At 63.1% G+C, this 12,198-nt stretch carries 10 protein-coding genes and 1 tRNA gene; 6 read left to right on the top strand and 5 right to left on the bottom strand.

Annotation, left to right across the window (positions count from 1 at the left end; genetic code table 11):
* The coding region (locus ETQ85_RS08385) for an efflux RND transporter permease subunit (protein WP_148578608.1) at positions 1-2,867 on the bottom strand (2,867 nt) is incomplete at its 3' end.
* A gap of 22 nt (positions 2,868-2,889) precedes the next feature.
* Complete coding sequence (locus tag ETQ85_RS08380; RefSeq protein WP_246128693.1) at positions 2,890-4,104, bottom strand: efflux RND transporter periplasmic adaptor subunit; 1,215 nt, start codon at positions 4,102-4,104, stop codon at positions 2,890-2,892.
* Positions 4,105-4,261: 157 nt separating this feature from the next.
* On the opposite strand from ETQ85_RS08380, the gene ETQ85_RS08375 reads away from it, so the two are divergent.
* From ETQ85_RS08375 to ETQ85_RS08365, 3 genes are all read left to right on the top strand, one after another.
* Complete coding sequence (locus ETQ85_RS08375) at positions 4,262-5,275, top strand: LysR family transcriptional regulator (protein ID WP_148578581.1); 1,014 nt, start codon at positions 4,262-4,264, stop codon at positions 5,273-5,275.
* A 90-nt stretch (positions 5,276-5,365) separates the two neighbouring features.
* Positions 5,366-5,680: a c-type cytochrome gene (locus tag ETQ85_RS08370; protein ID WP_148578580.1), complete on the top strand. Its 315-nt coding sequence runs from the start codon at positions 5,366-5,368 to the stop codon at positions 5,678-5,680.
* 13 nt (positions 5,681-5,693) lie between these two features.
* Entirely contained in the window at positions 5,694-6,971 is a 1,278-nt protein-coding gene (locus tag ETQ85_RS08365; RefSeq protein ID WP_148578579.1) for an FCSD flavin-binding domain-containing protein, read from the top strand.
* Between the two features lie 80 nt (positions 6,972-7,051).
* On the opposite strand, the gene ETQ85_RS08360 is transcribed toward ETQ85_RS08365, so the two are convergent.
* The 3 genes from ETQ85_RS08360 to trxA all read right to left on the bottom strand — a co-directional run bounded on the left by ETQ85_RS08360 (position 7,052) and on the right by trxA (position 8,978).
* Positions 7,052-7,136, bottom strand: a tRNA-Leu gene (locus ETQ85_RS08360).
* Positions 7,137-7,221: 85 nt separating this feature from the next.
* On the bottom strand, positions 7,222-8,481 hold the full coding sequence (rho, locus tag ETQ85_RS08355; protein ID WP_148578578.1) for a transcription termination factor Rho: 1,260 nt from the start codon (positions 8,479-8,481) through the stop codon (positions 7,222-7,224).
* 170 nt (positions 8,482-8,651) lie between these two features.
* Positions 8,652-8,978: a thioredoxin TrxA gene (gene trxA / locus ETQ85_RS08350; protein ID WP_148578577.1), complete on the bottom strand. Its 327-nt coding sequence runs from the start codon at positions 8,976-8,978 to the stop codon at positions 8,652-8,654.
* Positions 8,979-9,328: 350 nt separating this feature from the next.
* Here trxA and fdxA point away from each other — a divergent pair, with 350 nt between their 5' ends.
* The 3 genes from fdxA to ETQ85_RS08335 all read left to right on the top strand — a co-directional run bounded on the left by fdxA (position 9,329) and on the right by ETQ85_RS08335 (position 12,155).
* On the top strand, positions 9,329-9,652 hold the full coding sequence (gene fdxA, locus ETQ85_RS08345) for a ferredoxin FdxA (RefSeq protein ID WP_148578576.1): 324 nt from the start codon (positions 9,329-9,331) through the stop codon (positions 9,650-9,652).
* Between the two features lie 152 nt (positions 9,653-9,804).
* A complete protein-coding gene (locus tag ETQ85_RS08340) occupies positions 9,805-10,254 on the top strand; it encodes a CBS domain-containing protein (RefSeq protein ID WP_148578575.1) in 450 nt (149 codons plus the stop codon).
* A 227-nt stretch (positions 10,255-10,481) separates the two neighbouring features.
* Complete coding sequence (locus ETQ85_RS08335) at positions 10,482-12,155, top strand: long-chain-fatty-acid--CoA ligase (RefSeq protein WP_148578574.1); 1,674 nt, start codon at positions 10,482-10,484, stop codon at positions 12,153-12,155.
* Positions 12,156-12,198 lie beyond the last annotated feature (43 nt).

The raw sequence follows: 12,198 nt of genomic DNA, 5'->3' as shown, positions 1-12,198 counted from the left end.
AACTCGACGATCAGGATGGCGTTCTTGCACGCCAGCCCGACCAGCACCATCAGCCCGATCTGCGTGAAGATGTTGTTGTCGCCCCCGGTGAGCCACACGCCAGTCAGGGCCGCGAGGATGCTCATGGGCACGATCAGGATCACCGCCAGCGGCAGGGTCAGGCTTTCGTACTGGGCGGCCAGGACCAGGAAGACCAGCAGCACGCTGATCGGGAAGATCCACACGCCGGCGTTGCCGGCCAGAATCTTCTGGTAGGTGAGGTCGGTCCATTCGAACTTCACGCCGCGGGGCAGGGTTTCGGCAGCGATGCGCTCGGCGGCGGCCTCGGCCTGGGCCGACGAGAAGCCGGCGGCCGGCCCGCCGTTGATGTCGGCGGCGGTGAAGCCGTTGTAGCGCACCACCATCTCCGGCCCGTAGGTCGGCGTGACCCGCAGCAGCGCGCCCAGCGGCACCATTTCGCCGCTGGCGTTGCGGGTTTTGAGGCGGCCGATGTCCTCCGGCTGGGCGCGGAAGTCGGCGTCGGCCTGGGCGCGCACCTGGTACACGCGGCCGAAGCGGTTGAAGTCATTCACGTACAACGAGCCCAGGTAGATCTGCAGGGTGTCGAACACGTCGGTGACCGCCACGCCCTGCTGCTTGGCCTTGGTGCGGTCCAGGTCTACGTCCAGCTGGGGGACGTTGATCTGGTAGCTGGAGAACATCGGCCCCAGTTCCGGCGCCTTGCTGGCGGCGGCCATGAAGGCCTTGGCGGCTTTGTCGAGTTCGGCGTAGCCGACGCTGCCGCGGTCTTCGATCTGCATCTTGAAACCGCCAACCGTGCCCAGGCCCATCACCGGTGGCGGCGGAAAGACGGCGATGAAGGCTTCCTGGATCGCTGCGTACTGCTGGTTGAGGGCACCGGCAATGGCCCCCGCCGACAGCTCCGGCGACTTGCGTTCGGCGAAGGGCTTGAGGGTCACGAAGACGATGCCGGCGCTGGAGCTGTTGGTGAAGCCGTTGATCGACAGCCCCGGGAAGGCCACCGCGTTGGCGACGCCCGGCTGCTTGAGGGCGATTTCGCCCATGCGGCGCACCACTTCTTCGGTGCGATCCAGCGAGGCGCCGGCCGGCAGCTGGGTGAAACTCACCAGATATTGCTTGTCCTGGGCCGGCACAAAGCCACCGGGCACGACGTAAGAGATGCCCACGGTGAGCCCGAGAAGCACGGCATATACGCCCATCGCCGAGGCCTTGCGGTTGATGACGCCGGTGACGCCACGCCCGTAGCGCTCGCTGCTGCGATTGAAGAAGCGGTTGAAGCGCGCAAAGAAGCCGCCCAGCCAGCGTTGCATCTGCACCGTGAGCCAGTCGGGTTTGGCGTCGTGGCCCTTGAGCAGCAGGGCGGCGAGGGCCGGCGACAGGGTGAGCGAGTTGAAGGCCGAGATCACCGTCGAGATGGCGATGGTCATGGCGAACTGCTTGTAGAACTGGCCGGTGAGGCCGGTCATGAAGGCCAGCGGCACGAATACGGCGACCAGCGTCAGGGCGATGGCGATGATCGGGCCGGACACTTCGCGCATGGCCCGGTAGGTGGCCTCGCGGGGCGACAGGCCGGCCTCGATGTTGCGCTCGACGTTCTCCACCACGACGATGGCGTCGTCCACCACGATGCCGATGGCCAGCACCATGCCGAACAGCGACAACGCGTTGATCGAATAGCCGAAGCCGAGCATCAGCGAGAAGGTGCCGATGATCGACACTGGCACCGCCAGCAGCGGAATGATCGAGGCGCGCCAGGTTTGCAGGAAGACGATCACCACCAGCACCACAAGGGCGATGGCCTCCAGCAGCGTGGTGATCACCGCCTTGATGCTGGCCCGCACGAACTGGGTCGGGTCATAGACGATGCTGTACTGCACCGAGGGCGGGAAGTCCCTGGCTAGTTCGGCCATGGTCTCGCGCACCTGTTCCGAGATGTCGAGGGCGTTGGCGCCCGGCGTCTGGAAGATCGGAATCGCCACCGCCGGCTTGTTGTCGAGCAGCGCGCGCAGGCCGTATTCGGCGGCGGCCAGCTCGATGCGCGCGACGTCGCCCAGGCGGGTGACGCCGCCGTCGGGGGCGGTCTTGAGGATGATCTGGGCGAATTCCGCCTCGTCCTTGAGGCGGCCCTGGGCGTTCACGTTGAGTTGCAGCGGCGTGTGGCGGTCGTTGGGCGGGGCGCCGATGACGCCGGCGGCCACCTGCACGTTCTGCTCGCGGATGGCCTTGACGATTTCGGGGGCGGTGAGGCCGCGCTCGGCCACCTTGCCGGGGTCGAGCCACACGCGCATGGCGTAGTTGCCGGAGCCGAACAGGCCCACTTCACCCACGCCCTTGATGCGCGCCAGGCGGTCCTTCACGTTGAGGACCGCGTAGTTGCGCAGGTAGGTCATGTCATAGCGGTCGTCCGGCGAGGTGAGGTGCACCACCATGGTGATGGTGGGCGTGCTCTTGGCGGTGGTCACGCCGAGGCGCTGCACGTCTTCCGGCAGGCGCGGCAGGGCCTGGGAAACCCGGTTCTGCACCAGTTGCTGGGCCTTGTCCGGATCGACGCCGAGCTGGAAGTGCACGGTGAGGGTCAGGTTGCCGTCGCTGTTGGCCTGGCTCTGCATGTACAGCATGCTCTCCACGCCGTTGATGCTTTCCTCCAGCGGCGCGGCGACGGTTTCGGCGATCACCTTGGGGTTGGCGCCGGGGAACTGGGCGCGCACCACCACCGAGGGCGGCACGACTTCCGGGTACTCGGCAATGGGTAGCTTGAATGCCGACAGCAGCCCTGCCAGCAGGATCAGGACCGACAGCACGCCGGCGAAGATGGGCCGGTCGATGAAGAATTTCGAGATGTTCATGGGTGTCTCCCGCGTCGCCGCATCAGATGCGCGTTTTTTGCGCGTGGGGCGTGGCGACGGCGGCGATGGGGGCGCTGCCTTCCATGGCTACCGCGTGCGGCATCACCGCATCGCCGGGACGGACGCGCTGCAGGCCGTTCACCACGATGCGCTCGCCGGGCTTGAGGCCGTTCTCGACGATGCGCAGACCGTCCTGCAGATTGCCGAGGCGGACTTCCCGGTAGGCCGCCTTGTTGTCGCCATCCACCACCAGCACGAAGCGCTTGTCCTGGTCGGTACCGACCGCCCGATCGTCGATCAGTACGGCTTCCCGCGGGGTGCCGCTGCCCAGCCGGATGCGCGCATACAGGCCGGGGATCAGCTGGCCGCCGGGGTTGTCGAAGATGGCGCGCACGCGGATCGTGCCGGAGGTGGTGTCGAGGCGGTTGTCCACCGAGTGGATGCGTCCTTCAACGGGGTGGCCGTCCTGGTCGGCGAGGCCGAGATGAACGGGCAGGCGGGCACCGCCAGCCGGATTGACCGACTTGAGGAAGGTCTGCTCGTCCACGTCGAAGGCAGCATAGATGCGCTTTGACGACATCAGGGTGGTCAGTGCCGGGCCGCCGCTGGCGCTGACCAGGTTGCCGACGGTGACTTCGGCGCGGGACAGGCGGCCGTCGATGGGCGCCTTGATGGCGGTGTATTCCAGGTTGAGACGGGCGAGGCGCAGGGCGGCGCGGGCGGACTGTACCGAGGCGGCGGCGTCGCGGGCGGCGTTCTGCTTCTCTTCGAAATCATGGCGCGACACGGCATTGTCGGCGATCAGGCGTTCGGCCCGGGCCAGGTCGGAAGCAGTGTAGGCAACCCGTGCTTCGGCCGCGGCGAGCTGGGCTTCGGCCCGCGCCACTTCGGCAGCAAAGGGGCGCGGGTCAATGGTGAACAACACCTGGCCTTTGCTGACGGTGCTGCCGTCCTGGAAATGCACCTGGGTCAGGATGCCCGCCACCTGGGGGCGGATCTCCACCCTATCGACGGCCTCGAGGCGGCCGGAGAAGTCCTGCCAGTCGGTGATGGGGCGATGGATGACCTCGGCGGTGTCCACCTGGGCGGCCTGGGGGGCTGCGGCAGCGGCAGGCACGGCGGCGCGGGCCGAGTAGGCGGCAATGCCACCGCCGGTCAGCAGAAGGCCGGACAGGGCGGCGGCCAGGACGACGCGCCGGTTCATGCGCGGGAGGGAGGTGTCGGTCGTGTTCATCATGTCCTCGCTGTTTTTCAGGGGGGCGGGATTGGGGGATGACTGCATTGTGGTTGTTGTGTTTGGTTGGATAAATACATAAAAGTTGACTTCACTATTCGTAATAAACTAATAATTGACGCAGGGCTTCCGTTCGGAGGCTGCAGCAGGAGACGGGCAGATGGACAGGTTTCAGGCCATGAAGGTGTTCATGGGGGTGGTGGAGGCGAACAGCTTTACGCGGGCGGCGGACAACCTGGGCCTGCCTCGGGCAACGGTGACGACGACGATCCAGGGGCTGGAGGGCTTGCTCAAGACGCGGCTCCTCAACCGCACCACCCGCAGCGTCAGCCTGACCCCCGACGGTGCAGCCTATTACGAGCGCTGCGCACGCATCCTGAATGATCTGGAGGAGACCGAAGCGGCCTTCCAGGATGCCGCCCGGCGGCCCCAGGGGCGGCTGCGGGTGGACGTCTCCAGTCCCATCGGGCGGCGCATCCTGATCCCGCGCCTGTGCGAGTTTCACGAGCGCTACCCGGACGTGGAGCTGGTGATCGGCATGGGCGACCGCCCGGTCGATCTGGTACAGGAGGCGGTGGATTGCGTGATTCGCGCTGGCGAGCTGATGGATTCGACCCTGGTGGCGCGGCGCATCGGCACGCTGAGCTTTGTTACCTGCGGCGCGCCGGCCTACCTGGAACGCTACGGGGAGCCGAAGACGCTGGAAGAACTCCAGCACCACCATGCCGTGCATTACTTTTCCAGTGTCAGCGGCCGCAACTTCGACTGGGACTTCCTGGTGGACGGTGTCAGCGTGCCGGTACGCATGAACGGCCGGGTGGCGGTGAACGACTCCGATGCCTACAACGCCTGCGGTTTGCAGGGCTTTGGTCTGATCCAGCCGGCCCGTTTCATGGTGCTGCCGCATCTGGAGGCGGGGGAGCTGAAGGAGATCCTGCCGGCCTGGAGGCCGCCTCCGGTACCCATGTCGGTCCTTTATCCGCAGAATCGCCACCTGTCGCCCAAGGTACGTGCCTTTGCCGACTGGGCCGAGGAGCTGTTCAAGGCTTGTCCGCTGCTCAGTGGCTGCGACGCGGGGGGGCGTGTCGGCGAGTGCCGCTATCCGGGCCGGCCGGCTACCTACACGGTGCGCGAAATGCTTCAGGAAGAGAACGTGGCGGTCGGAGGCGCGTAGATAGCCGCTTGCGGGTATGGCCGGTGCCGGGAAACAATGTCCTGATACCCCGATTGCCGACCGCTTTGGCGGATTCAAGGAGATGAGACGATGCAGCTGTTTCGATGGACCGCCGCCCTGTGCCTGCTGGGCACGCTGGGCCTGGCGCAGGCCGAGCAAAAGGCCGACCCGAACCTGGCCCGCGACCTGGCGGCGACTTGTACCGGTTGTCATGGCAGCGACGGTCGTGCCGTGCCGGGTGCCGGTTTTGAGGCGCTGGCCGGTGTCGACAAGGCACAGCTCATGCAGAAATTGAGGGATTTTCGTTCCGGTGCCAGGCCCGCGACGATCATGCACCAGATATCCAGGGGCTATACCGAGGCACAACTCGAACTGATCGCGGCGTACTTCGCCGCCCGGAAGTGAGCGGGGACGGATCATGCTGACGCGACGCGATTTTCTGAAGACGGCGACCCTTGCCGGTGGCGCGGTGGCGCTGCCCGGTTTGTCCGGCTGTGCCCTGGGCGCCCGCCCACGGGGGCATGTAGTGGTGGTGGGAGGTGGCTTTGGCGGCGCCACGGTGGCCAAATACCTGCGTATGTGGAGCCAGCTGGGCGTGGACGTGACCCTCGTCGAGCGCAATCCGCAGTTCATCTCCTGCCCGATTTCCAACCTGGTGATCGGTGGTGACAAGACCATTGCCGACATCACCATGGGCTACGAGGGTCTGACCCGCAATTGGGGCGTGAGGGTGCTGCAGGACACCGTGACCAGTATTGATGCCGGGGCGCGCAAGCTCACGCTGGCGTCGGGCGCGGTGCTCTCTTATGACCGGCTGGTGCTGTCGCCGGGCATCGAATTCTTGTTCGACGAGGTGCCGGGCCTTGAGAGCGAGGCGGCCCGCACCAGCATCCTCCACGCCTGGAAGGCCGGCCCCCAGACCGTGGCCCTGCGCAAGCAGCTCGAAGACATGCGCGACGGCGGCGTGTATGCCTTGACCATCCCCCGGGCCCCTTACCGCTGCCCGCCGGGCCCCTACGAGCGGGCTTGCCTGGTCGCCAATTACCTGCAGAAGGCCAAGCCGAAGTCGAAGGTGCTGGTGCTCGATGCCAACGAGGAAATCACCTCCAAGAAGGCGCTATTCACCCAGGCTTTCGAGAGATACAAGGGCATCCTGGAATACCGCCCCGGCAGCGAACTGCGCGAGGTGGATGCGGCCAGCCGCACGGCGATCCTGGAGTTCGACAAGGTCAGGGCCGACGTGCTCAACGTGGTGCCGCCCCAGCGCGCCGGCGACATTGCGGCGAAGTCGGGCCTCAAACTGATCAACAAGCGCTGGGTGGATATCGACTGGCTGAGTTTCGAGTCGGTGAACACGCCGGGTGTGCATGTGATTGGCGATGCGATCTTCCCGGCGCCGACCATGCCCAAGTCCGGTCACATGGCCAACCAGCACGCCAAGGTCACGGCGGCGGCCATCCTCAATCTTCTGGCCGGCGAGGCGCCGAATCCGAATCCAGTGGTGATGAACACCTGCTACAGCTTCGTCGACGTGAAGAACGTTATCCACGTTGCGTCGGTGCATCAGTACGATGCGGCAAAGAAGACGGTGCTGCCGGTGAGTGGTGCTGGCGGCGTATCGGCGGCAGCCAACGAGATGGAGGGGCGATACGCGCTGTCGTGGGCCCGGAACATCTGGGCCGACATGCTCGTTTGATGAGCCGGGGAGTGCCCCCGATCAGGCGCGGGTGAACAAGAAAGGCACTTGGCCGGTAATACGCCAAGTGCCTGTTTTTGTGGTGCGGACAAAGGGACTCGAACCCCCACGCCTTGCGGCGCCAGAACCTAAATCTGGTGCGTCTACCAATTCCGCCACGTCCGCACACGAGGCGCGAATTGTAATTGCAGCGGAGGGTCTCGGCTAGCGCTTTCTGAGGCGTGGTGTCTGATCAGGGGAAGAGCAGGGCTTAACCGCGACGCATGGCGTCGAAAAATTCGCCATTGCTCTTGGTCGCCTTGATCTTGTCGAGCAGGAATTCCATCGCATCGATGTCGTCCATGCCGTAAAGGAGCTTGCGCAGCACCCAGACTTTTTGCAGTACGTCGGACTTCAGCAGCAGTTCTTCGCGGCGGGTGCCCGAACGGTTCACGTTGATCGCCGGATAGACGCGCTTTTCAGCCATGCGCCGATCCAGGTGGATTTCCATGTTGCCGGTACCCTTGAACTCTTCGTAGATCACATCGTCCATGCGGCTGCCGGTATCGATCAGGGCGGAGGCGATGATCGTCAGGGAGCCACCTTCCTCGATGTTGCGGGCCGCACCGAAGAAGCGTTTGGGCTTTTGCAGGGCGTTGGCATCCACACCGCCGGTGAGCACCTTGCCGGAGGCCGGTACGACGGTGTTGTAGGCGCGCGCCAGGCGGGTCAGGGAGTCCAGCAGGATGACTACATCCTTCTTGTGCTCGACCAGCCGCTTGGCTTTTTCGATGACCATCTCGGCGACCTGGACGTGACGGATTGCCGGCTCGTCGAAGGTGGAGGCGACGACTTCGCCTTTCACCGAGCGCTGCATTTCGGTCACTTCTTCGGGACGCTCGTCGATCAGCAGCACAATGACCACGATGTCCGGGTGATTGGAGGTGATCGAGTGGGCAATGTGCTGGAGCATCACCGTCTTGCCGCTCTTGGGCGGCGCCACCAGCAGGCCGCGCTGGCCCTTGCCGATGGGCGCGATCATGTCGATCACGCGGGAGGTGATGTTTTCCTCGCCACGGATGTCACGCTCCAGCTTCATGACCTCGTTGGGGTGCAGCGGGGTCAGGTTTTCGAACAGGATCTTGTGCTTCGAGGCTTCAGGTGGCTCGAAGTTGACCTTGTCCACCTTCACCAGCGCAAAGTAGCGTTCTCCGTCCTTCGGGGTGCGAATTTCTCCCTCGACCGAGTCGCCCGTGTGCAGATTGAAGCGACGAATCTGGCTCGGCGATACGTAAATGTCGTCCGTTCCCGCCAGGTAGGAGGCTTCCGGGGAGCGCAAGAAGCCAAAGCCGTCAGGCAGTACCTCCATCACGCCGTCGCCGTAAATCGGCTCGCCTTTTTTGGCACGGTTTTTCAGTAGCGCAAAAACCAGTTCCTGCTTGCGCAGGCGGTTGGCGCCTTCGATTTCGTTGGCGATCGCCATTTCGAGCAATTGGCCGACGTGGAGAGACTTGAGCTCCGAGAGTTGCATGGCAGGCAGCGGGGGGAAGAGGAGAGAGAGTGTGGAGAATCTGAACTACAGCGGATTCGCTACAGCAGGTACAGCAGCAAAAGTGCTCGGACTGTACGATGGCGCCGGGGTTACCGGTTGGATCACCCCGAAGGCGCCATCAATGACTTGCTTTTCTGAATATATCCAGATTACAGGTGGCTGTCAATGAACGCGGCCAGTTGGGACTTGGACAGGGCGCCGACCTTGGTGGCCTCAATATTGCCGCCCTTGAACAGCATCAGGGTCGGGATACCGCGGATGCCGTACTTGGCCGGGGTTTCCTGGTTTTCGTCGATGTTCAGCTTGGCGACTTTCAGCTTGCCGTTATATTCCTTCGCCACTTCGTCGAGGATCGGCGCAATCATTTTGCACGGACCGCACCACTCAGCCCAGTAATCAACCAGAACCGGAGTCGGGGACTGCAGGACTTCAGCTTCGAAGCTTGCGTCGGTGACGTAATGGATATGTTCGCTCATGTTTCCTCACGCATTCAAGGGAGAGATTTGTAGGTATTGCCGGGGAGGGAGGACGCTTCCGGGTTGGCCGAAGTCGCGTAACCCGTGCAACGATATGAAGGTGCATGGATGCTAGCGAATATTCTCCGTCAAGAAAAGCGCTTTTCTCGCAGGGGAAAATGATCCGTGATGGCTGTGGCACACTTCGGAACGATCTGCCGCCAGAACTGTCTCGTTTATGGGCGGTCAGTTGCCGGTGCGCTTTGGAAGCGGACGAATGGAGTATATTTCCGCCCCTCAACATTTCATACAAGTCGTCGTTGCTGGTCCTTCACGGGCTAAAAAACGCCGTCCATAACAGGAGCGCCCCAATGACTTACGTCGTCACCGAAAACTGTATCCGCTGTAAATACACCGACTGCGTTGATGTGTGTCCGGTGGATTGCTTCCGCGAGGGGCCCAACTTCCTGGTCATCGATCCGGATGAATGTATCGATTGCACCCTGTGCGTGGCTGAATGTCCCGCCGAGGCGATCTTTGCCGAAGATGATGTGCCTGCCGATCAGCAGGCTTTCATCGCGCTCAACGCCGAGCTGTCCGCCAAGTGGACGCCGATCGTTGAACGCAAGGAGCCGCCTGCCGATGCGGACGACTGGCGTGGCGTCAAGGACAAGCTCAAGCTCCTCGAGCGCTGAGCGTTACCGGCGTCGCCTTGCCGCCTGTTTGCGGAGAACGCCCGTACTGGGGTAAGCCCTTATTCGGGCAAGCTTTGCGCTGGGGCCGCAATCGAATACCATCTTGAGCGGTATTGATTCAGGCGCATTGACGCCACCACGAGGAAAACAAAATGCTGGTCAGTGAAATTCTCGCGATCAAGGGCAAGGTCCTGTTTACGGTTGCTTCCAACAAGACGCTCGTCGAGGCCGTTGCCGTCATGACAGAGCAGGACGTGGGTTCTCTGGTGGTGTTCGACAAGGGCCGCATGGCGGGTCTGCTGACCTTCCGGGAAGTGCTCATGGCGACCCAGAAGGCCGGCGCTGACTGGCAATCGCTGCCGGTGTCCGAGGCGATGCTCAAGGATCCGGTAGTAGCTGCGCTCAACATGGACATGGACGAGCTGCGTCGCCAGATGGTCGAGCATCACCAGCGTTATCTGCCGGTGATGGATGACACCACGCTGATGGGGGTGGTTTCCTTCCATGACGTGGCCAAGGCCGTGCTGGAAGAGCAAAGTTTCGAGAATCGCATGCTGAAGAATTACATCCGCAACTGGCCGGCTGAAGAAGAGCAGGCCTGAGCGGAAGTCGTATCTGTAGAACAAGCTGCAAACAGGCCGTTTCGCGCAGGGGGCGGAGCGGCCTGACACTATAAGGCGTGCAAAACGCCAGTCAGAAAGTACGTTGGAGCCGACACCTCACGGTATCGGGCCGCCTCGGGAGGGCGGGTTCCCGGCAGGGCAGGGTGCAGCCGCGCTGTGGTCTGTCCGCCGGTGGGCCGTAACAACCAACGACGAAGGAGACAAAAATGAACAAAATCTGGCTGAAAAGCTATCCCCCTGGCGTGCCCGCCGAGATTGATGTGAGCGAGTTTTCGTCTCTCGCCGATCTGTTCGACACGAGCGTCCGCAAATTCGGAGAAAAGACTGCCTATATCAATATGGGCAAGTCCGTCAGCTACACGGCTCTGGAGGCTCTGTCCCGCCAGTTTGCCGGGTTTCTGCAAGGCGAGCTGCGCCTCGCCAGGGGTGCCTGCGTTGCGTTGATGATGCCCAACTGCCTGCAGTATCCCATCGCGATGTTTGCGATTTTGCGGGCGGGCTACACGGTCGTAAACGTCAATCCCCTCTACACCGCCCGTGAACTGGAACACCAGCTCCGCGATGCCGGCTGTGAGGCCATCGTCATCGTCGAAAACTTCGCTCATACGCTCCAGGAAGTCCTGCCGCGTACTTCTGTACGCCACGTGGTGGTCACCGGCCTTGGAGACATGCTGGGTTTTCCGAAGTCCCTGCTGGTCAATTTTGTCGTGCGGCACATCAAGAAAATGGTGCCCGCCTGGGATCTGCCCGGGCACGTGACCTTTCGGGAAGCGCTGGCGCGAGGGGCCGCCCATGCCTTGAGGCCGGTTACGTTGACCCACGATGACCTGGCCTATCTGCAATACACCGGTGGCACCACCGGCGTGGCCAAGGGGGCGATGCTCACCCACGGCAACATCGTGGCCAATCTGCAGCAGGCTCACGCCTGGATCAGTCCGTATGTGCGGGAAGGGGAAGAGGTGATCATCACCGCCTTGCCGCTTTATCACATCTTCTCGCTGACCGCGAACTGCCTGACCTTCTTCAAGATCGGCGCCAGCAATGTGCTGATCACCAATCCGCGGGACATACCCGGTTTTGTGGCGGAGCTGGGCAAGTATCCCTTCACCGTGATTACCGGTGTCAACACGCTCTTCAATGCGCTGCTTCACAATCCGGAGTTCGAAAAGCTGGATTTTTCACCGCTCAAGGTTGCCCTGGGCGGCGGAATGGCGGTACAGCAGGCGGTGGCCGACAAGTGGAAGAAAGTCACGGGCAAGCCGCTGGCCGAAGCTTACGGCCTGACCGAGACGTCCCCGGCAGTGTGCATCAATCCCCTTGATCTCCCCGAGTTCAACCACGCCATCGGTCTGCCCATTTCGTCCACCGAAATCAGCCTGCGTGACGACGACGGCTATGAAGTTGCAATCGGCATGCCCGGCGAACTCTGTGTGCGTGGTCCCCAGGTCATGAAGGGCTACTACAAGCGCCCGGAAGACACTGCGCGGGCCTTCACCCACGACGGCTTTCTGCGCACCGGCGATGTGGCCACGATCGACAGCGAAGGCTTCGTGCGCATCGTGGATCGCAAGAAGGACATGATCTTGGTCTCCGGCTTCAACGTGTATCCGAATGAGGTGGAAGACGTGGTGGCCAGCCATCCGGGGGTGCTGGAGGTGGCCGCACTGGGGGTTCCAGATGAACATTCCGGCGAAGCGGTGAAGATTTTCGTGGTGCGCAAGGATCCGAACTTGACTGCCGAGGCGCTTATCGCCCACTGCCGGGAAGGCCTTACCGGATACAAGGTGCCTCGTTTCGTCGAGTTTCGCGATGATCTGCCCAAAAGCAATGTCGGCAAGATCCTGCGCCGCGTCCTGCGCGACGCTCCGCCCTCTGCGTGACGGATTGCACCGGCCCGGCCCTGGTTGGGTGGTGCGCTGCAAA

Origin of the sequence: Zoogloea oleivorans (genome assembly GCF_008107625.1) — a bacterium.
GTDB lineage: Bacteria > Pseudomonadota > Gammaproteobacteria > Burkholderiales > Rhodocyclaceae > Zoogloea > Zoogloea oleivorans.
Note: the sequence above shows the minus strand (reverse complement) of the source record. Positions and strands in the feature narration are given on the sequence as shown.